Source organism: Rhizobacter sp. P2_G4 (genome assembly GCF_056403575.1).
In genome coordinates, this window is record NZ_JBFUFG010000017.1 from 1 (window position 1) to 19,769 (window position 19,769).

The 19,769-nt window shown below is 66.0% G+C and carries 17 protein-coding genes; 12 read left to right on the top strand and 5 right to left on the bottom strand.

Going from position 1 to position 19,769, the window contains the following annotated elements; genetic code table 11:
- Window positions 1-434: 434 nt before the first annotated feature.
- Window positions 435-887, bottom strand: coding sequence for a PA2169 family four-helix-bundle protein (locus AC1DYS_RS30415; protein WP_477905544.1), 453 nt, complete (start codon window positions 885-887; stop codon window positions 435-437).
- 108 nt (window positions 888-995) lie between these two features.
- Complete coding sequence (locus AC1DYS_RS30420) at window positions 996-2,417, bottom strand: sigma-54-dependent transcriptional regulator (RefSeq protein ID WP_477905546.1); 1,422 nt, start codon at window positions 2,415-2,417, stop codon at window positions 996-998.
- Between the two features lie 306 nt (window positions 2,418-2,723).
- On the opposite strand from AC1DYS_RS30420, the gene AC1DYS_RS30425 reads away from it, so the two are divergent.
- From AC1DYS_RS30425 to AC1DYS_RS30460, 8 genes are all read left to right on the top strand, one after another.
- Window positions 2,724-2,912, top strand: coding sequence for a hypothetical protein (locus tag AC1DYS_RS30425; protein ID WP_477905548.1), 189 nt, complete (start codon window positions 2,724-2,726; stop codon window positions 2,910-2,912).
- Between the two features lie 16 nt (window positions 2,913-2,928).
- Window positions 2,929-3,978: an SDR family oxidoreductase gene (locus AC1DYS_RS30430; protein WP_477905550.1), complete on the top strand. Its 1,050-nt coding sequence runs from the start codon at window positions 2,929-2,931 to the stop codon at window positions 3,976-3,978.
- Window positions 3,979-4,215: 237 nt separating this feature from the next.
- Window positions 4,216-5,685, top strand: coding sequence for an RNA polymerase factor sigma-54 (gene rpoN, locus AC1DYS_RS30435; RefSeq protein ID WP_477905552.1), 1,470 nt, complete (start codon window positions 4,216-4,218; stop codon window positions 5,683-5,685).
- Between the two features lie 71 nt (window positions 5,686-5,756).
- Entirely contained in the window at window positions 5,757-7,730 is a 1,974-nt protein-coding gene (locus AC1DYS_RS30440; protein ID WP_477905554.1) for a PAS domain-containing protein, read from the top strand.
- Window positions 7,731-7,754: 24 nt separating this feature from the next.
- Window positions 7,755-11,222: a response regulator gene (locus tag AC1DYS_RS30445; RefSeq protein WP_477905556.1), complete on the top strand. Its 3,468-nt coding sequence runs from the start codon at window positions 7,755-7,757 to the stop codon at window positions 11,220-11,222.
- Window positions 11,223-11,243: 21 nt separating this feature from the next.
- Window positions 11,244-12,080 (top strand): CheR family methyltransferase, encoded by an 837-nt coding sequence (locus tag AC1DYS_RS30450; protein ID WP_477905558.1) that lies wholly within the window; start codon window positions 11,244-11,246, stop codon window positions 12,078-12,080.
- Window positions 12,077-12,703: a chemotaxis protein CheB gene (locus tag AC1DYS_RS30455; RefSeq protein ID WP_477905560.1), complete on the top strand. Its 627-nt coding sequence runs from the start codon at window positions 12,077-12,079 to the stop codon at window positions 12,701-12,703. Before AC1DYS_RS30450 ends, AC1DYS_RS30455 begins: the two co-directional genes overlap by 4 nt.
- Window positions 12,700-13,854 (top strand): hybrid sensor histidine kinase/response regulator, encoded by a 1,155-nt coding sequence (locus tag AC1DYS_RS30460; protein WP_477905562.1) that lies wholly within the window; start codon window positions 12,700-12,702, stop codon window positions 13,852-13,854. Before AC1DYS_RS30455 ends, AC1DYS_RS30460 begins: the two co-directional genes overlap by 4 nt.
- Here AC1DYS_RS30460 and AC1DYS_RS30465 read toward each other — a convergent pair.
- Together AC1DYS_RS30465 and AC1DYS_RS30470 are read right to left on the bottom strand one after the other, a co-directional pair.
- Window positions 13,846-15,483: a sensor histidine kinase gene (locus AC1DYS_RS30465; protein WP_477905564.1), complete on the bottom strand. Its 1,638-nt coding sequence runs from the start codon at window positions 15,481-15,483 to the stop codon at window positions 13,846-13,848. The two genes, AC1DYS_RS30460 and AC1DYS_RS30465, sit on opposite strands and share 9 nt — an antisense overlap.
- A complete protein-coding gene (locus tag AC1DYS_RS30470; RefSeq protein WP_477905566.1) occupies window positions 15,480-15,824 on the bottom strand; it encodes a hypothetical protein in 345 nt (114 codons plus the stop codon). Before AC1DYS_RS30470 ends, AC1DYS_RS30465 begins: the two co-directional genes overlap by 4 nt.
- Window positions 15,825-16,070: 246 nt before the next feature.
- On the opposite strand from AC1DYS_RS30470, the gene AC1DYS_RS30475 reads away from it, so the two are divergent.
- The 3 genes from AC1DYS_RS30475 (at window position 16,071) to AC1DYS_RS30485 (ending at window position 18,292) form a co-directional block, all read left to right on the top strand.
- Window positions 16,071-16,790 carry a Crp/Fnr family transcriptional regulator gene (locus AC1DYS_RS30475; RefSeq protein WP_477905568.1) on the top strand — a complete coding sequence of 240 codons (720 nt, stop codon included), beginning with the start codon at window positions 16,071-16,073 and terminating at the stop codon, window positions 16,788-16,790.
- A 120-nt stretch (window positions 16,791-16,910) separates the two neighbouring features.
- A complete protein-coding gene (locus AC1DYS_RS30480) occupies window positions 16,911-17,603 on the top strand; it encodes a Crp/Fnr family transcriptional regulator (RefSeq protein ID WP_477905570.1) in 693 nt (230 codons plus the stop codon).
- Between the two features lie 158 nt (window positions 17,604-17,761).
- A complete protein-coding gene (locus tag AC1DYS_RS30485; RefSeq protein ID WP_477905572.1) occupies window positions 17,762-18,292 on the top strand; it encodes a hemerythrin domain-containing protein in 531 nt (176 codons plus the stop codon).
- 114 nt (window positions 18,293-18,406) lie between these two features.
- Here the strand turns inward: AC1DYS_RS30485 and AC1DYS_RS30490 are convergent, their stop codons facing one another.
- Window positions 18,407-19,171 carry an esterase/lipase family protein gene (locus tag AC1DYS_RS30490; protein WP_477905574.1) on the bottom strand — a complete coding sequence of 255 codons (765 nt, stop codon included), beginning with the start codon at window positions 19,169-19,171 and terminating at the stop codon, window positions 18,407-18,409.
- 189 nt (window positions 19,172-19,360) lie between these two features.
- On the opposite strand from AC1DYS_RS30490, the gene AC1DYS_RS30495 reads away from it, so the two are divergent.
- Window positions 19,361-19,732, top strand: a complete 372-nt coding sequence (locus AC1DYS_RS30495; protein ID WP_477905576.1) for a four-helix bundle copper-binding protein — start codon at window positions 19,361-19,363, stop codon at window positions 19,730-19,732.
- The last annotated feature ends 37 nt before the right edge of the window (window positions 19,733-19,769 follow it).

Here is a 19,769-nt window from a genome sequence, read left to right on the forward strand (position 1 = left end):
GCGCAGCGACGCGTCATTAAGCCGATGCGAAGCGAGGCGAATCTGGTGTTCGGGTCCCCGTGGGTGGCGTCGAGGAGCGCAGGGGTTTGGGGCCGCGCGCGATAGCGCGCATCAACAACTGACTTCGCGACGTTTGTCTGAGCGCCGTGAGCGCAGCGAACAGAGCGAGTTGGGCGCGAGGCCCCAAACACCGAGCACCGCAGAGCAGTCCGGCTCAGCCGGACCGCCACCGTCGGGTCGCCTTTCTTTTGCCTACTTTTCTTTGGCGAAGCAAAGAAAAGTAGGTCGGCTGTCGGGACGACATCCCGACGCAGCCTCACGCAGTAAGAAGAAGCCTCTTGCGAATGCAGGCACAGAAACTCAACACCTCACCCCAAGCAAAAAAGCAAAAGGGCCGACCCTCAAGCCGACCCCTTAACCCCCAAAACCAACAATCAACTGGCCCGAGCAATATCCCTCAGCCGCTTGATCTGATCATGGTTGGCCTGCACCCCCATCTGCTGCCGTGCCACCAACGCACGCACAGCCTCCGGCAAGGTGTCGCTCTTCAGCGCAGCGCGATAGCGCGCCAGCGCAGCGTCTTCCCCGCGCTCGCATTCTTCGAGCATCGCCTGGTCGCTGTAGCCCGCGAGCGAGCCGCGCACTGCCACCCAGCCGCGGTGCATGGCGCCTGTTGCGGAGCCGCCGGTGTCAGGCTTACCGCCGTATTCGGCGACGAGGGTCTGCAGCTCATCGGCAGCGATGCGGCACTCGGTGGCGCGGCGAGCGAAGAGCTCTTGCAGGTTGGTCGACGAAACGTGCTTGGCGCAAGCATTGAAGCCGAGCTCGCCGTCCTTGCAGGTCTCGATCAGGTCATTCAGGGTGTCGACGATGTCATCGTTGCTCATGGAAGATCCTTTCGTTGTCGGCGCCGCGAGGCGCCGGGTTGGTCATCGGCGTCGAACCGCACGCCGAGTCGAAATAGCTCGCTTCCCAAACCCCATGACGGAACCCGGTCAGCGCCCTTCCTCCAATGCAGCCGGTTGCGTCACCGGTTCAGAGTCCAATGCCGCGTACTCCTTCAGACGGTTGTAAAGCGTCTTCAGGCTGATGCCCAGCGTTGCCGCGGTCTTCTCTTTGTGGCGACCCAGATGCTCCAGCGTCGCGAGCGTGACCCGGCGTTCGATCTCGGCAAGCGCCGTTCCAACCTCGATGACGATGGCCGGTGCGTTCGACGATGACGTGCTGCTCGTCGCGTTGACGACAGCATTGCCTTCGACACTCGCCTCAGCGGGCACGCACGCATCGTGGATCAGCGTGTCGCTGGCCATCACATAGGCGCGGTACACGACGTTGCGCAGTTCGCGCACGTTGCCTTGCCAGCGGCAGGCCGCCAGGCGCTGCAGTGCGACGGGCGCAAAGTGCTTCTTCTGTCCTTCGCGCTGCGAGATCTGGTCGAGGAAGTGCTGGGCCAGCAGCGGAATGTCTTCTGCACGCTCGCGCAGCGGCGAGAGGCAGATCGGGAACACATTCAACCTATAGAACAAGTCTTCGCGCAGGCGGCCGGCCTTCACCGCACCGAGCGGGTCGCGGTTGGTGGCGGCCACCAGGCGCACGTCGGTCTGCTGCACGGTGGTGGAGCCCACACGCATGAAGGTGCCGGTCTCGAGTACACGCAGCAGCTTGACCTGAAGGTCGAGCGGCATCTCGGTGATTTCATCCAGGAACAAAGTGCCGCCGCTGGCGCGCTCGAAGAAGCCCTGGTGCTGGCGATCGGCACCGGTGAAGCTGCCCTTCTCGTGGCCGAAGATCTCGCTCTCCATCAGATGGGGCGAAATGGCGCCGCAGTTGACGGCCAAGAAAGGCCGCGAGCGGCGGCGGCTCAGGTCGTGCACGGTGCGGGCCACGACCTCCTTGCCGGTGCCGCTCTCGCCGGTGACGAACACCGTGACGTTGGTGCAGGCCACCCGCATGATCTGCTCGTACACATGGCGCATGGCCGGCGCACGGCCCCACAGGCCGCCGAAGTGTCCTTCGGTTTCGAGCTTGGCCTCGAGCTCGTGGATCTCGTCGGGCAAGGGGCACGGGAGGCTCAGGCGAGCCAGCAGCACTTGCAGCTGTTTCATGCTGACCGGCTTGACCAGGTAGTCGGCGGCGCCTCGCCGCAGGGCCTGGATGGAGGTGTCCAGGCTGGCATGTCCGGTAATCAACACCACCTCGGTGTGCGACATGGATCGTGTGTCTTCCAGCAGTTCGAGGCCGTTCCCRTCGGGCAGCATCAAGTCGAGCAGAACCAGGTCGGGCACTTGCAGCGCCATCTGCTTGCGAGCATCACGCAACGACCCTGCGGTCGCCACCGTGAAGCCTTCGGTTGATATCAGCATCGCCATGCTCTCGGCTGAATCGCTGTCGTCGTCAATTACCAGGACGTGTGGCATTCCGTTTGCTCCAGTACATCTGCATGAGTAGAAAGTGGCAGACGGGTAAGCCTGCCCTCTGGGGTCTCCTTTTTCTGCGTACCTTGCCTTGCAGGGCTGGTCGCAAATGTGTTTTGTTTTTCTTACCGAACCATTGAACCGTCGAGTCCGTTGAATCCAATGACGGCATCTTGCCCGCTGGGCGCAAAACCCAGCGTCAGGACCAGCCGATTTGCTTGTGGGAATCGTCTTACACGAACTTGCCGGTCCACAGGCAAATTCAGCAGGTAAACCGGGAAGTTTTGCCACTTCAAGTGGAGATACCGAATGACACATTCGCAAGGCATTGGCACCGATGAACCCGAGGATCGAGCCGACCGTGACGGCGACGGCGCGCCCGACAAATCGGAGCGCGAGTTCGCCGAAGCCGGCCAGGTCCAGCCCCAGCCTGCCAGTGCACCCAACCCCAAAACCCAACCAGCCGCCCAACCCGAGACGACCCGGCGCAGCGGCTGAATGCCGAGGTGATCCGATGACAGAACGCACCCCTCCCAAACCCGAGAAAGCCGAGAAAGACCGCGCCAGCGCCCGCTCCACGCCCCGCTCGACACTCGAGGCCACCGGCGACAAGCAGCGCCAGATCCAGCGCGAGCAAGACTCCCGCGACGAGGCCAAGCCCTCGAACGAGGGCAGCGAATCGAAGAAGCCGGTTCAGGCAGGTGCACGCCAGCAGCCGACCGACCTGCCGGCCCAACACATCGAGAAGCCGGGGCTCGAGTCCGAGCTGCAACTGAAGCCGCGCTTCCTCGCGCCCGACTACGAAGGCAGCCACAAGCTGCAAGGCATGGTGGCCCTCATCACCGGCGGCGACTCCGGCATCGGCCGGGCCGTGGCGATTCTTTTTGCACGCGAAGGTGCCGATGTCGGCATCGTCTACCTGAATGAAGAAGACAGCGATGCCGAAGAGACGCAGCGCCACGTCGAGGCCGAGGGCCGGCGCTGCGTGCTGATCCCCGGCGATGTGAAGGACCCTGCGTTCTGCAATGAGGCGGTCGAGAAAACCGTCCAAGTGTTCGGCAAGCTCGACATCCTGGTGAACAACGCCGCCTTCCAGGAGCACGCCGATTCGCTGACCGACATCACCGAAGAGCGCTTCGACGAGACGCTGCGCACCAATGTCTACGGCTACTTTCACATGGCGCGGGCCGCATTGCCTCACCTGAGCAAGGGCTCGTCGATCATCAACACCGGCTCGGTCACGGGGCTCGAAGGCAGCCCGAAGCTGCTCGACTACTCCACCACCAAGGGCGCCATCCACGCCTTTACCAAGGCGCTGGCGAGCAACCTCATCGAGAAGGGCATTCGTGTCAACGCCGTGGCGCCCGGGCCCGTGTGGACGCCGCTCAACCCGGCCGACTCGCCTGCCGAGAAGGTGCAGCAGTTCGGCAAGCAGACCGACATGAAGCGCGCCGCGCAGCCCGAAGAGCTCTCGCCGGCGTATGTGTTCCTCGCGTCGCCGGTGTGCTCGGGCTACATCACCGGCATCGTGTTGCCGGTGACGGGAAGCATCGGCGCCGAATGATCGCGATGGCGTGGCGGCCTCATGGGCCGCAAGCCGCGCGCCGCTTGCGGTAAAAGCTGCACGCCATCGGCAAAGCTGTCTACGAAGCTCACGCGGCAGAGGCTCGCGTGTGTCGTGCCTTCATCGCGCAGAGTCAGCAAACATGCGGCCTTGCGGCCGATACCGGTGCATGCCCGGCCCGGTCGGCATGGGCGTTGCATTGAGCCTTTCCGATCTAGAGCTTCACGGACCGGTTCAATGACATCGCTGCACTTGCATACCGAGCAACGCCAACAGCAGGGGCTGTCGCCGCGCTTGCAGCAAGCGGTGCGTCTGCTCCAGTTGTCGTCTCTCGAGTTCGCCCAGGAAGTTCAGGCGGCGATGGACAACAACCCCTTCCTCGACACGACCGACGAAGACACGCTCGACGAGCCCGCCGCAGCCAGTGCGCCCGGCGAGATCCCGCTGCTGGCTACTGTGGACGCCGAGGCCCCACTGGATGGCGAGGCGATGGATGCCCCGCCGCTCACCGAAGCGGCGTACGACAACGAGCACGACAACTGGCAGACCGTCGGCCCCTCCGACGGCCCGCGCAGCGAAGACCCCGACAGCTCGCCGCTGAACCGCGTGGTGGCCGAGACCTCGCTCAGCGAACACCTGTTCGGCCAGCTCCACGTGCTGCCCCTCTCGCCGCGCGACATGCTGCTGGCCGAGGCCGTGGTCGAGTCGCTCGACGACGACGGCTACCTGCGGCTCGAGAGTCTCGAAGAGCTCATCTCGGTGATCGGCGTGCAGCCGCCCGCCACGCAAGAAGAGCTGCAGATCGCGCTCAGGCGCGTGCAGTCGCTGGAGCCTGCGGGCGTGGGCGCGCGCAGCGTCGTCGAATGCCTGCTGCTGCAGCTCGACAGCATCGAAGCGCCCGACGAGCGCGAACTGGCCCGCGTGCTCATCACCGAGCGGCTGGAGAGCATTGCCAACAAGGACGTCCAGACCCTCGCCCGGCTGGTGCGCCGCCCGGTCGATGCAGTCGCCGCCGCCTGCGCACGCATCCGCCGCTTCGACCCGCGACCGGGCTGGCGCTTCGGCTCCGCCGACATCCGCTACATCACGCCCGATGTGATGGTAAAGAAGGTGCGCAACACCTGGACGGTGTCACTCAACCCGGCCATCGTGCCCAAGGTGCGGCTGCACAAGGTGTATGCCGAGATGTTCCAGCGCCACCAGCAGGCCGCACACCCCGAGCTCGCCACGCAGCTGCGCGAGGCCCGCTGGACGTTGCGCAACGTGGAGCAGCGCTTCGCCACCATCCTCGGCGTGGCGCAGGCCATCGTGAAGCGCCAGCACCAGTTCTTCGACTACGGGCCGCTCGCCATGAAACCGATGGGCCTGCGCGAGATCGCCAACGAGATCGGCGTGCACGAGTCCACCGTCTCGCGCGTCACCAACAACAAGTTCATGGCCACGCCACTGGGGGTCTTCGAACTGAAGTACTTCTTCTCGCGCGCGATGACGGCCACCAGCGGCAGCGCCTTCTCGGGCACCGCCATTCGCGGCCTCATCAAGGACATGCTCGACAACGAGCGCACCGGAGCCCCTCTGTCAGACGCCGAGATCACGCGCCAACTGGCCCAGCAAGGCTTCGTGGTCGCACGCCGCACGGTCACCAAGTACCGCCACCTGCTGCGCGTGGAATCGGTTGAAAGGCGGCGTGCCGCGGCCTCGTCGTGACGACCCCTACCCCCCGCGAACCCAGTGTTCGCACCGACAGGCGCATCGGCGAACGGCGAGGCGGCGACGCCATGGCGACCCTTCCGCGGGCGGGCTCCCGCGGCGGTCGAAGCGCCGACAGAGAGTCCGTCTCGCGCTCTGCGTCCCCATCCAGGGCCGCCAGCTCGCCGGTGCTCGAAAGCGACCCGCGCGCCATCCTCGAAAGCATCACCGACGCCTTCTTTGCACTCAGCCCCGACTGGCAGTTCATCTACGTCAACCGCCAGGCCGAGGCGCTGCTGAACCGGCAACCCGGCGAGCTGCTGGGCAAGACGCTGTGGGATGAATTTCCGGGCGTGAGCGGAACGGAGTTCGGCAAAACCTACCGTCGCGTCGCCTCAGAACGCGTTGCCGCCTCGGTCACCGCCTACTACGCCGACCACGATCGCTGGTATGAAGCACGCGCCTACCCGGCGCCCTACGGCATCTCGGTCTACTTCAATGACGTGACCCCGCGCAGGCAGGCCGAGACCGAGGCCGCGCGCAAGGAGGCCGACACTGACACGCAGCGCCGGGTCTACGAGACGGCGCTCTCCAACAGCCCCGACTTCAACTACGTCTTCGACCTCGAGGGCCGCTTCACCTACGTCAACAAGGCGCTGCTCGACCTCTGGCAGAAGGACCTTTCCGAGGCCCTGGGCAAGAACTTTTTCGAGCTCGACTACCCCGAAGAGCTGGCCGCGCGCCTGCAGGCGCAGATCCAGCAGACCGCCCAGACGGGCAAGCCGGTGCGCGACGAGACGCCCTACACCAGCGCCTTCGGCACGCGCGCCTACGAATACATCTTCGTGCCCGTCACCGACGCCAGCGGCGCGGTGGTGGCCGTTTCGGGCTCCACCCGCGACATCACCGAGCGCAAGCAGGCCGAAGAGGCCCTGCGGGTGCAAGACAGGCGCAAGGACGAATTCCTGGCCACCCTCGCCCACGAGCTGCGCAACCCGCTGGCGCCGCTGCGCAACGGCGTGGAGATCATTCGCCTGGCCCACGGCAAACCCGAGCTGGTCGACCCGGCCTGCAACCTGATGGAGCGGCAGCTGACTCACATGGTCCGGCTGATCGACGACCTGATGGACGCGAGCCGCATGAGCCGCGGCAAGGTCGAGCTGCGGCTCGAACGCGTCGACCTCGCGCAGACGGTGCAGCTGGCGCTGGAAACCGTGCGACCGCTGGCGGAGCGGAGTTCCCACCAGCTCGAGGTCGATCTGCCGCCAGAGCGCGTCGTCGTGAACGGCGACACGACCCGGCTGGCGCAGGTGTTCGCCAACCTGCTCAACAACGCGGTGAAGTTCACTCCGCAGCACGGCAAGATCCGCCTGAGCGCACGGGTCGAAGACGGCCACGTTACGGTGAGCGTGGCAGACAACGGCGTGGGCATCGCGCCCGAAGACCAATCCCTCGTGTTCGAGATGTTCACGCACAGTTCGGGTTCGGGGCGCCGCGTGGTCGGCGGGTTGGGCATCGGCCTGTCGATGGTGAAGGGCCTGGTCGAACTCCACCAGGGTGAAGTCACCGTGCACAGCGAAGGCCCCGGCCAGGGCAGCGAGTTCAGCGTGCGCTTGCCGCTGGCCGAACCGGAGGCTCCGCCTCAGGACGCCGGCAAGCCCGCGGGCAGTGATGCGCCTGCAGGCCACTGCAAGGTACTGGTGGTCGACGACAACGAAGACGCCGCCAGCAGCATGGCCGAGCTGCTCGAACTGATGGGCCACGAGGTGCAGATGGCACACGACGGTGTCGATGCGCTGGCCGTGGCGGCCAGCTTCCAACCCGACGTGATCTTTCTCGACATCGGCATGCCCCGCATGAACGGCCACGAAGCGGCGCGCCACATCCGCCAGGCGCCCTGGGGCCGCGACATTGCGCTCGTGGCGCTGACCGGCTGGGGCAACGCACGCGACCGCGAAGAGTCGCGCGCGGCGGGCTTCGACCACCACCTCGTCAAGCCCGGCAGCTTCGAGGAGATCGAGGCCATCATCGGACAGGCCGTGCAAGCCAACCAACCCCAATGAGACCGGATGGAGAACGTCTACCCCATGTCATTGCCCCTGCCCGCCCCGACCCGCCGCAGCGCCCGCTTCGCGCCCCCGCTGCCCGTGTCGACGATGGCGAGCTTCGTGGTGGCCGTGCTGGCCGTCGTGCTGATCGCGTACTTCTCCTACAGCTCGCTGCAGTCGAGGGCCCAGGCCGCGGCGCTCGTCAGCCGCACCTTCGAGCTGGTCGGGCAGCTGCAGGGCCTGCTCTCCAGCGTGAAGGACGCCGAGACCGGCCAGCGCGGCTACCTGCTGACCGGCAGCGAGCAATACCTCGAACCCTTTAACACCGCGAAGGCATCGCTGCCCGGCCAGCTGGCGAAGGTGCGGGAGCTGCTCAGCAGCAACCCCCAGCAGCAGCAACGGATCGATTCGGTCGAACACCTGATAGCCGATCTGCTGGCCGAGCTGGGCCAGACCGTGGACACCCGCCGCGCCGGCAACCCCGAGGCGGCGCGGGCCCTCGTGCGCAGCGACCGCGGCAAGACATCGATGGACAGCATCCGTGCGGTGCTGGCCGACATCGAACGCGAAGAGCGTGCGACGCTCAATGCTCGCCAGGCCGAGTGGCAGCAGGCGGTCGATTTTTCGTACCGCATCACCTGGCTCGGCTCGGCGCTGCTGCTCTCGCTGATCGCCGTGGCCGCCCTGCTGGCTGCCCGCGACCACAAGCAGCGCGAGCAGCAGGTCTGGCTGCGGGCCGGCCAGGCCGGGCTCACGACGCGCATCCAGGGCGAGCAGCGGCTGGACGTGCTCGGCGGCAACGTGCTGGCCTTCCTTGCCGACTACCTCGATGCGCAGGTCGGCACCGTCTACATCGCCGAAGAAGACGGCAGCTTCCATCGCTTCGCGGCCTATGCGCTCAACGAATCGGCGCAGGACGCCGTCATCCAGCCCGGCCATGGGCTGCTCGGCCAGGTGGCCAAGGAGAACAAGCCGCTGCATGTGCGCGACGTTCCCGAGGGCTACCTGCCCGTCAACTCCAGCCTCGGCCGCGGCAAACCCCGTGAGCTGTTGATCGCACCGGCCACGGCCGAGGGCGTGGTGCAGGCCGTGATCGAACTCGGCTTTCTGCGCCGGGTAAGCGCGGCCGACCATGAGCTGATGGCGCGCGCATCCGAAGCGCTGGGCATCGCCGTGCGCGCCTCGAAAGACCGCACCCGGCTCGAAGCCCTGCTCGAAGAAACCCAGCGCCAGGCCGAAGAACTGCAGACGCAGCAAGAAGAGCTGCGCGTCAGCAACGAAGAGCTCGAAGTGCAGGAACGCGCGCTGAAAGAATCGCAGGTGCAGATGGAGGCCCAGCAGACCGAGCTGGAGCAGACCAACTCGAATCTCGAAGAGCAGACCCATCTGCTGGAACATCAAAAGGACGAGTTGGCCAAGGCCCAGACGGTGCTCACCGAGCGCGCCGAAGAGCTTGAACGCGCCAACCGCTACAAGACCGAGTTCCTCGCCAACATGAGCCATGAGCTGCGCACGCCGCTCAACTCCACCCTCATCCTGGCCAAGCTGCTGGCCGACAACCCGACCGGCAACCTCACTGAGGAGCAGGTGCGCTTCGCACAGACCATCTCGGGGGCCGGCAACGACCTGCTGGTGCTGATCAACGACATCCTCGACCTCTCGAAGATCGAGGCTGGCAAGGCGGAGGTGAACCCCGAAGCCATTCCCATTGCGCCGACGGTGCAGATGCTGGTCGAGACCATGACGCCGCTGGCGCAGCAGAAGGGCCTCGCGCTCGATGCCAGCGTGGAAGCCGGCACGCCCGAACGCATCGAGACCGACGGCCAGCGGCTCGGCCAGATCCTGAAGAACTTGGTGTCGAATGCGCTCAAGTTCACGCCTCAGGGCGAGGTGTCGCTGAAGGTGTTCGCCGCCGAGCCGGGGTTCGTCTCGTTCGCCGTGCGCGACACCGGCATCGGCATCGCCAAGCACCAGCAGGAGCTGATCTTCGAGGCCTTCCGCCAGGCCGACGGCAGCACGCACCGCAAGTACGGCGGCACGGGACTCGGGCTGTCGATCTCACGCGACCTGGCGCACCTGCTCGGTGGCGACCTCACGGTGCAGAGCGAGCCCGGGGCGGGCAGCGTATTCACACTGACCTTGCCCTTGTCATACAGCCAGCGCAACCCGAACGCGCTGGCGCGCCCGGTGCCGCCTCGAAGCGATGAAGCCGCTGCGCTGCCGCGCCGCGAAGAACAGGTCTTCAAGGCGAACGGTGTGGCAGCGGCGGCGGTGCGCTCCATCGAGATGGACGACGACCGCGAGCTCGTGACGCCCGATTCGCGCGTAGTGCTGGTGATCGAAGACGACCCGCGCTTCGCCGCGATCCTGCGGGACCTGGCGCGCGAGATGAACTTCCTGTGCGTCGTCACGCACACCGCCAACGACGGTTTGGCTGCGGCCGAGCGCTACCACCCACGCGCCATCTTGCTCGACGTGAACCTGCCCGACCACTCGGGCCTGGGCGTGCTCGACCAGCTGAAGCACAACACGCAAACGCGGCACATTCCGGTTCACATTCTCTCGGTGGCCGACCATGCGCAAGAGGCGCTCGAACGCGGCGCACTCGGCTACGACCTGAAGCCGGTGAAGCGCACGCAGGTGGTCGAAGCGCTGCAGCGGCTGGAGGCCAAGTTCTCGCAGAGCATGCGGCACGTGCTCGTGGTCGAAGACGACGCTCGCCAGCGCGAAAGCATCCGCCAGCTGCTGCACAGCGAGAACGTTCGCATCACCACGGTGGAAACAGGCGCCCAGGCACTGGCCCAGCTGAAGGAGATCACCTTCGACTGCATGATCATGGACCTGAGCCTGCCCGACCTCAGCGGCTACGAGTTGCTCACGCGCATGTCGGAGCAAGACGAGGTGTCCTTCCCTCCAGTGATCGTCTACACCGGCCGCTCGCTCACCGCGGCCGAAGAGCAGCAACTCAGGCGTTTCTCCAAGTCGATCATCATCAAGGACGCACGCTCGCCCGAGCGCCTGCTCGACGAGGTGACGCTCTTCCTGCACCAGGTCGAATCGGCGCTGCCGGCGCAGATGCAGCAGATGCTCAAGATGGCGCGCGACCGCGACGGCACGCTCGAAGGCCGGCGCATCCTGGTGGTCGAAGACGATGTGCGCAACGTCTTCGCGCTCACCAGCGTGCTCGAACCCAAGGGCGCGAAGGTGGTTCTCGCGCGCAACGGCCGCGAGGCGCTCGAGGCGCTGGACCGCAGCCGGGGCGAGTCCGACACCGAGATCGACCTCGTGCTGATGGACATGATGATGCCGGAGATGGACGGGCTCACCGCGATGCGCGAGATCCGCAAGCAGCCGGTGTGGAAGAAGCTGCCCATCATCGCGCTGACCGCCAAGGCCATGCGCGACGACCAGGAGAAGTGCCTGGCCGCCGGCGCCAACGACTACATCCCCAAGCCGCTCGACGTGGAAAAGCTGCTTTCGCTGGTGCGGGTGTGGATGCCCAAGTAGGCCGGCATGCAGATGGTTGCCATGAACCCCCGGAGCACCGATGTCGCGGACATCGAGTTGCGCCTGTTGGTCGAGGCCATCTACCTCAAGTTCCACTACGACTTCCGCGGCTACGCGGCGGCCTCGCTCAAGCGCCGCCTGGGCACCGCGCTGATCCGCTTCGGCTGCGAGACGCTCTCCCAGCTGCAGCACCGGCTGCTGCACGAGCCGGCCATCTTCCCGGCCCTGCTCGATTACCTCACGGTGCAGGTGAGCGAGATGTTCCGCGACCCGAGCTACTACAAAGCCTTGCGGGACGAGGTGGTGCCGCTGCTGCGCACCTACCCGTCGCTGAAGGTCTGGGTGGCCGGCTGCAGCGCGGGCGAAGAGGTGTATTCGCTCGCCGTCCTGCTGCGCGAGGAGGGCCTGCTCGACCGCACGCTGATCTACGCCACCGACATCAACACCGATGCACTGCGGCGTGCCGAGAGCGGCGTCTACGACTTGGACGACATGGCCAACTTCACGCGCAACCACCAGCGCTCGGGGGCCCGCAGCTCGCTCTCGGACCACTACACCGCGGCCTATGGGCGCGCGGTGTTCGACAAGTCCCTGAAGAAACACATCGTCTTCTCGGACCACAGCCTCGCCACCGACAGCGTGTTCGCCGAGGTGCACCTGGTGTCGTGCCGCAATGTGCTGATCTATTTCGACCGCGCCCTGCAAGACCGCGCGCTCGGCCTCTTCAGCGGAGCGCTGTGCCGCAAGGGCTTTCTCGGGCTGGGGTCGAAGGAGTCGATGCGGTTCTCCAAGCACCGCGACGACTTCGTCGACTTCGTGCCGCAGGACAAGATCTTTCAGCGCAAGGGGGATGCATGAGCACGCCGGGCGCTAAGGCTTCGACGAGCACCTACGCCTCGCTGCAAGGCTCCATCAGCGCCGTCGTGTTCGGCGCTTCGGCGGGCGGCATCGAAGCGCTGTCGTTGCTGTTGGCGGCCCTGCCGGCCGAACTGCCGGCTGCGGTGATGGCGGTGCTGCACCTGCCGCGCGACCGGCCCAGCCTGCTGGTGGACATCTTTGCGCCCATGTGCGCCCTGCCCGTGCAGGAAGCGCAGGACAAGGAGCACATCAAGCCCGGGCACGTCTACTTCGCTCCGTCCGACTACCACCTGCTCGTCGATACCGGCCCGAGCCTCGCCCTGTCGATCGACGAGCCGGTGAACTTCTCGCGTCCGTCGATCGACGTGCTGTTCGAAAGCGCCGCCGACATCTACCGCGAACGGCTGCTGGGCATCGTGCTCACCGGCGCCAGCCAGGACGGCGCTGCCGGCCTCGCCGCCATTCACCGGCTCGGAGGCCGCACGGTGGTGCAGGACCCGGCCTCCGCCCTCGTCCCCCTGATGCCGGAGTCTGCGCGCCGACGCAGCCCCGTCGATTTCGTCTTGCCTCTCGAGCAGATCGCCGATCTGTTGCAAGCTTTGAAACATGGAGGTGCCACATGAGCATCGATACCCGCAATGCCAGCCAGCCGCCACCGAAGGTGAAGTGCCTGATCGTCGACGACCTGCCCGAGAACCTGCGTGCGCTCGAAGCGCTGCTGCGCCACCCCGGCATCGAGGTGCTGCAGGCGCGCTCCGGGCCCGAAGCCCTCGAAGCGCTGCTGGTGCACGACGTGGCGCTCGCACTCATCGACGTGCAGATGCCCGAGATGGACGGCTTCCAGCTCGCCGAGACCATGCGCAGCGTGGCCCGCACGCGCGACGTGCCCATTATCTTCGTCACGGCCGGCAGCAACGACTGGCAGCGCCAGTTCAAGGGCTACGAAACCGGCGCGGTGGACTTTCTCTTCAAGCCCATCGAGCCGCACGTGCTGCGAAGCAAGGCCTCGGTCTTCTTCCAGCTGTACCGGCAGAAGCAGCAGCTCGCCCAAGAGCTGGAAGAGCGCGCGGAAGCCCTGCGGGTGAGCGAGATGTTCACCGGCGTGCTGGGCCACGACCTGCGCAGCCCGCTGAGCGCCATCGTGATGTGCGCCAAGCTGCTCGAGCACCACACCGACCCGTCGATGCAGAAGATCGGCGCCCGCCTCACCCGCAGCGCCACCTGGATGGGCCGCATGATCGAAGACGTGCTCGACCTCACGCGTGCGCGCCTGGGCGAAGGCATTCCGATCCACTGCGAGCAGGTCGACCTGGCCGCGCTGCTGCAGGGCGTGATCCAGGAGCAGCAGGCGGCCCACCCCGAGGGCCGCATCGAGCTCATTCGCTCGGGCACGCTCACCGGTGTGTGGGACGAAGACCGCCTGGTGCAGGTGGCGTCGAACCTGATCGGCAACGCGCTGCACCACGGCGTGCCGAAGACGACGGTCGAAGTGCGGCTCGACGGCACCGAAGCGCAGACCGTGCGGCTCTCGGTGGCGAACGAGGGCCACATCGCTGAGGAACTGCTGCCGCACATCTTCGACCCGTTCCGCAGCGGCGGGCGCAAGTCCGCCCGCACCCAGGGCCTGGGGCTCGGTCTCTTCATCGTGCAGCAGATCGTGCACTCGCACGGCGGGCAGATCGAGGTCGCGTCACCGCCCGGCGAGAAGACCTGCTTCACCGTGACGCTGCCGCGCGAGTCGCACGACACCCATGCGCCGCTCGCCTTAGGCTGAGAGCCTTTCGGGTGCTGGCGTGGCGGGCGCCGTGGTGGGCAGCGTGACGACGAACTGGCTGCCGCGACCGATGCCTGCACTCGTGGCGACCACCGTCCCACCGTGCGCTTCGATGAGCTCGCGCACCACCGACAGCCCGATGCCCAGGCCCATGCCGTTGAAGCCCACGGCGTGCGACTCCTGGACGAAGGTGTCGAAGATGTGAGGCAAGGCCGCGGCAGTGATGCCGATGCCGTTGTCGGACACCGTCAGCACGAGCTTGTCACCGCTTCCCACGAGCGACAGGCCGATGTCGCCCCCGTTCGGCGTGTATTTCGAAGCGTTGTCCAGCAGGTTGTTGACGACCTGCGCCAGGCGCACGGCGTCACCGCTCAGCTCGAGCCGACCGGGCGGCAGCGAGACCGTGAGCCGGTGCTGGCGCGTCTGGATGGCCACGCGGAAACCGCTAAGCGCTGCGTCAAGGATGCCGGTCATGTCGATGGTCTGCCGGTCCAGCCTGAGCTTGCCGGTGGCAAAACGCGACATGTCGAGCAGGTCGTCTACCAGCCGAGCCATGTGCACCACCTGCCGCTTGATCATGGCCTGCATGTGCTCCAGCTCGTCCCCGCTGACGCGGCCAAGCAGCTCGCTGGCATTGCGAATGGTGGCCAGCGGGTTGCGCAATTCATGCGCCAGCACCGCCAGGAACTCGGTCTGCTTGCGGTGGCCCTGTTGCGCGGCTCCCTGCAGCCGCTGAGCATCGATCACCGATTGCAGCAACCGCTCGTTGGTTTCGCGCAGTTCGCCATGCCGGCGCCGACGCTCGGCCAAGGCCGACGTCGGGTTGGACACAGGCGGCGTCAAAAGGCCACGATCCACCAGCGCGCCCCCGACGGGCAGCTGGCCATGGAAGGCGTAGCCCCCGTGGCCGTTGTTCTTGGCGCGGTACATCGCCACGTCGGCGCGCTCGATCAGCGTGTCGAGATCGTCCCCGTCGTCGGGAAAGATGCTGATGCCGATGCTTGCGGTCAGGAATATCTGGTGGCCGGACACGAGAATCGGCTGCTGGAGGGCCGTGCCCAAATGGGTCGCGATCTGGGCCGCATCGGAGGCCCGCGAGACACCGTTCAGCAGGATCAGGAACTCATCGCCCCCGTGCCGACTCACCGTGTCGCCTTCGCGAACGGACGCCGCCAGGCTCTGTGCGGTCTTCTTCAGCACCTCGTCACCGATCGCGTGGCCCAGGCCGTCGTTGACTTGCTTGAAGTTGTCGAGATCCAGGAACAGCAGGGCCAGGCAGGTGCCTCGCCGCTGAGCCTCGGCGGCGTCGCGGGTGAAATGGTCGAGCATCAAGCCGCGGTTGGGCAGCTCGGTCAGCGTGTCGAGTGCGGCGGAACGCGAGACTTCTTCCAGCATGCGGGCGTTGTGGCCGGCGTCTGCCTGGGCCTGCAGCATGGCCAGCACCAGGTGCTCGTTGGCCTCCAGCAGTTGGGCCGCACGGGTGCCCCCCAGCTGGCTCTCTGCATCGATGAGGTCTCGCTTCAGACCGGCGAGCACTTGGCGCGAGGCATCGACCTTGGCGTTGAGAAGGGTCAGCTCATGCGAGGCCTGCGCCACCATCAGCTTGTCGTTGTCTGCGGCCTGGTTCACGGCAGGGAGTAGCCCGTTCCGACAGCTTGGGAGTGTTCTGTGCCCGCAGAAACAAGCGTGTCCAGGGGATCAAGCAGACGCTCTGTGAGCCCGGCACCGATCATGGGGCCCAGCAGTTCGCGCACGGTTTGCAGCAAGCTGGTGCTCTCCGACTCGGCTCCGGCCAGCTGAAGCTGCAGGCTGCGCTCGTAGATCGCGGCCGAACCTCGCTTGCCGAGAATGGGCGCCAGCACGGCGTCGATCTCGTGCCATGCGAGCGTGAGCGCATCGTCGGGCTGGGCGGGACCCGGCGCATGGCCCGGGCCATGCATCAATGGCGGTTCATGCCCAGTGAATTGCATGGAAGCCCCCTGTCGCATTGACCTGTTGTGGTCCTCAGGATGGCCCCAACCGCCGCGGCTGTCCGTGCGCTGCCGCACACAAGGGTCGCTCTGGCGACCGTCTCATCACGCCTGAACGGGCCGAAAGGGCTTGAAAGTCTGTTCGCTATCGCACATACATGCGACACAGCGACTGCCATACTCCCTGCGCACTGCGCGCAGCGCTGCCATGGCCCCAGTGACCTGAAGCCCGTTGAGACCGAACCCATGGCCCTGATCCAAGAACCCACACTCAATCAACTGATTGCCGCATTGCCGTCCGCCGAAGCGCAGCGGTGGCTGCCCCAGCTCGAATGGGTGCAAATGCCGCTCGGCGAGGTGCTCTACGAGTCGGGTAGCACGCTGACGCACGTCTACTTTCCCACCACCGCCATCGTGTCGCTGCTGTATGTGATGGAGAACGGTGCATCCGCAGAGATTGCCGTCGTCGGCAACGAAGGCATCGTCGGCATCTCGCTCTTCATGGGCGGAGGCTCCACGCCCAGCCGCGCGGTGGTGCAAAGCGCCGGTCAAGGCTACCGCCTGGATGCGCAGGCCATGAAGGACGAATTCGACCGTGCCGGTCCGGTGCTGCACCTGCTGCTGCGCTACACCCAGGCGCTGATCACGCAGATGGCGCAGACGGCGGTGTGCAACCGCCACCACTCTCTCGACCAGCAGCTGTGCCGCTGGCTGCTGCTGAGCCTGGACCGGCTGCCCGGCAACGAGCTCGTGATGACGCAGGAGCTGATCGCCAACATGCTGGGCGTGCGCCGCGAAGGTGTGACCGAAGCGGCGCTGAAGCTGCAGAAGGCCGAGCTGATCCGCTATTCACGCGGGCGCATCACCGTGCTCGACCGCGGGGGCCTGGAGCAACGCACTTGCGAGTGTTATGCGGTCGTGAAGAAGGAATACGACAGGCTGTTGCCTGCCAGCCAGGCAAGCTGAGGCGCGCACGCGTTCGGGCAAATTTGCCGCAATGTGCGCTGGCAGACAGTGGCGTGGGCGAAAGCAGTCCAGAGTCGCGGGCCGACGAGTCGTTTTGCGCCGGCGTCACCGGGAGCCCATTTGGCCGCCGCCGAGAACCGCCTCATCGAACTGCTCCCGCGGGTCGACCGACAACGCCTGCTTGCCATTTGCAAGCCCGTCCAGCTGGTGCTGGCCGACGTGCTGGCCAGCCACGGCAAACCCAGCCGCCACCTCTACTTTCCGATCGACAGCTTCATCTCCATTGTGGCCTCCATCGCCGGTGAACCGGTGCTCGAGGTCGGCATGGTGGGACGCGAAGGCATGCTCGGCACCGAACTCGCCCTGGGTGTGAACACGGCACCGCTTCACGCGCTGGTGCAAGGCCCCGGGTCGGCTTGGCAGGTCGAAGCCAAAGCCTTCCGCGCCCTGCTGGCGAAGAGCCTGCCGCTGCAACGGGGCCTGAACCGCTACATCTACGTACAGATGGCTCAGCTGGCTACGGCCTCGGCCTGCCTGCGCTTCCACCAGATCGAGCCACGCCTTGCGCGCTGGCTGCTGATGAGCCAGGACCGCGCACACGCCGACCGCTTTCTCGTGACGCACGAGTTCCTGGCCTACATGCTGGGTGTGCGGCGCGTGGGCATCACCGCCGCGGCGGGGGCGCTGCAGCGGCAGCACCTCATCGAATATCACCGAGGCGACCTGACGGTGCTCGACCGGCCCGGGCTGGAGGCGGCCGCATGCAGCTGCTACGCCGCAGACCGGCTGGTCTACGAGAGCACCTTGGGCTGACTTTCAAGCCGCGCCAAACGGTGGCGTCGGCAGAATCGCAGCGCTGCTGTAGGACCTCTCCGCGTCTTCGCTCCGCACCCTTGTGTCCGCGCTTCAGCTGCATAAGCTGTCCGCTCGTGCATGGGCCATGTCGGCTCGCACCCCACCTGGAGACCCACATGACGGCAACCACCAAGCAGACCACGGGCAAGGCACCCGCCAAGCGCAGCGCCTCGCGCACCCCCGACGCGATCAAGCTGCTGATGCAGGATCACAAGGACGTGAAGGCCTTGTTCAAGGAATACGACAAGCTGGTGAAGGCCGAGGCCGAGGCCGACCAGAAGCAGCCTCTCGCCGAGCAGATCTGCATGATGCTGACGGCACACGCGACGATCGAAGAAGAACTCTTCTACCCTGCCGCGCGCGACGTGATGGATGAAGGCGACCTGGTCGACGAAGCCGAGGTCGAGCACGCGAGCGCAAAGGACCTGATCGCGCAGATTCTCGGCGGATCGCCGTCCGACGATCTCTACGACGCCAAGGTCAAGGTGCTGGGCGAGTACATCGACCACCACGTGAAGGAAGAAGAGAGCGAGATGTTCCCGAAGGTGCGCAAGACCGAGCTGGACCTGAAGTCGCTCGGCGAGTCACTGATGCAGCGCAAGGAAGAGCTGATGGGAGAGGCGCAGAACGCGCCGGCTACGCACTGACCCAGTGAAAAAGGGGTGCCGTCAGGGGCACCCTTTTTTCCGTTTCCGTTTCCATTTCCGTTCGCCCTGAGCCTGTCGAAGGGTCAGCCCGAACGGAGGACGGTTGAGTGGTGTTCACGCACCTTGAGCGTGGCCACCGGCCCTCGCATGCCGCTTCCACGCCCCTTCGGGCTGGCTCAGCCGATCGGCCACGATGCTCAGCACATTCCCGTTCCACGGCATGCCCATGTGGCTGCCGTCGACCTCCACGTTCTCGGCCTGCACGCTGCCATCGAGCAGGCATGTCTGCCACGCGACGACGCCGTCGCTGCGGCTGTAGATCGAGGTGGTGGGCACCGGCGGCGTGGTGCGCAGTCGCGTGGCGAGCTTGTCGTCGATGATCGGCGGGCTGCCATTCACCAGGCGGTACAGCCACGCGACGTTGTTGTCGCGCCCGTTGCCCGCGAAGGGTGTGCCCAGCGTGACCACCTGCCGCACCAGCGGCGCACGGATCTTCGCGATCTCGCGTGCGTAGATGCCGCCGAGGCTCCAGCCGATGAGGCTCACGCGCCGACCATGCAAGGTGGCGACACTTTGCACGTGACCCGCGAGGTTCTCGAGCCACGCGTCGACATCGCCCTGCGGGCCGATGTTGAAGCCCTGCTCCCAGTCGTAGACCGCGTAGCCGAGGTCTTCGCAGCAGTTGCGCAAGGGCACCAGCGAATGCTTGTCTGCGGCCAGGCCGGGAAAGATGATGACCGGATGTCCGTCGCCCTCGGGCAAGGCCTGCCTGTCCATCATGCGCATGCTCGCGTACTCGGCGACAGCGCGGAAGGGTTCCATGCCGAACATGCCCAGTGATGGAGCAGTCGGCGTGTTGGCGGCAAGCGTGTTGTCCATCAAGGTCCTCGGCAGATGAAGTTGAACTGCGAGTGATGATGATTGAGCATGCTGCAGTCGCACATATGCGTTTGGACGATTCCCGTGTGGGGAAACGCCTACGCAGAAGTGCTTAGACATTTTCTCGGTCTCACCGCGTGAAGCGGAATGTCGCTTGCCAGCAGCTGGAAACGCCGCAAGGAGACCGTCATGTCAAACCATCAATCCTGCATCGAGGCTTGCAACGAGTGTGCCAATGCCTGTGACCACTGCGCCATTGCCTGCCTGCAAGAGCCCGACCCCAAGGCGATGGCCCGCTGCATCGCGCTCGACATCGACTGCGCCCAGGTTTGCCGCCTGGCCGTCGCCTTCATGGCGCGCGGCAGCGCACACGACAGTGCGGCGTGCGCCTTCTGTGCCACGGTGTGCGAAGCCTGCGCAGACGAATGCAGTCACCACCAAGCCGAGCACTGCCAGGCATGCGCCGAGGCCTGCCGCAGGTGCGCCGAGGAATGCCGCCGCATGAGCCAGCAGCCGACGCGAGGTGGCGACCGCACCACCGGCACGCATGCCCAGCACTGAAGCCGACATGCACATATTGCAGCAACAAGCACCCCGT

Excerpts from the sequence above, each read along its gene's own strand:
- AC1DYS_RS30415 (WP_477905544.1), bottom strand. The coding sequence starts at position 887 with ATGAGCAACGATGACATCGTCGACACCCTGAATGACCTGATCGAGACC.
- AC1DYS_RS30425 (WP_477905548.1), top strand. The coding sequence starts at position 2,724 with ATGACACATTCGCAAGGCATTGGCACCGATGAACCCGAGGATCGAGCC.
- AC1DYS_RS30430 (WP_477905550.1), top strand. The coding sequence starts at position 2,929 with ATGACAGAACGCACCCCTCCCAAACCCGAGAAAGCCGAGAAAGACCGC.
- rpoN (WP_477905552.1), top strand. The coding sequence starts at position 4,216 with ATGACATCGCTGCACTTGCATACCGAGCAACGCCAACAGCAGGGGCTG.
- AC1DYS_RS30440 (WP_477905554.1), top strand. The coding sequence starts at position 5,757 with ATGGCGACCCTTCCGCGGGCGGGCTCCCGCGGCGGTCGAAGCGCCGAC.
- AC1DYS_RS30445 (WP_477905556.1), top strand. The coding sequence starts at position 7,755 with ATGTCATTGCCCCTGCCCGCCCCGACCCGCCGCAGCGCCCGCTTCGCG.
- AC1DYS_RS30450 (WP_477905558.1), top strand. The coding sequence starts at position 11,244 with ATGAACCCCCGGAGCACCGATGTCGCGGACATCGAGTTGCGCCTGTTG.
- AC1DYS_RS30455 (WP_477905560.1), top strand. The coding sequence starts at position 12,077 with ATGAGCACGCCGGGCGCTAAGGCTTCGACGAGCACCTACGCCTCGCTG.
- AC1DYS_RS30460 (WP_477905562.1), top strand. The coding sequence starts at position 12,700 with ATGAGCATCGATACCCGCAATGCCAGCCAGCCGCCACCGAAGGTGAAG.
- AC1DYS_RS30470 (WP_477905566.1), bottom strand. The coding sequence starts at position 15,824 with ATGCAATTCACTGGGCATGAACCGCCATTGATGCATGGCCCGGGCCAT.
- AC1DYS_RS30475 (WP_477905568.1), top strand. The coding sequence starts at position 16,071 with ATGGCCCTGATCCAAGAACCCACACTCAATCAACTGATTGCCGCATTG.
- AC1DYS_RS30485 (WP_477905572.1), top strand. The coding sequence starts at position 17,762 with ATGACGGCAACCACCAAGCAGACCACGGGCAAGGCACCCGCCAAGCGC.
- AC1DYS_RS30490 (WP_477905574.1), bottom strand. The coding sequence starts at position 19,171 with ATGGACAACACGCTTGCCGCCAACACGCCGACTGCTCCATCACTGGGC.
- AC1DYS_RS30495 (WP_477905576.1), top strand. The coding sequence starts at position 19,361 with ATGTCAAACCATCAATCCTGCATCGAGGCTTGCAACGAGTGTGCCAAT.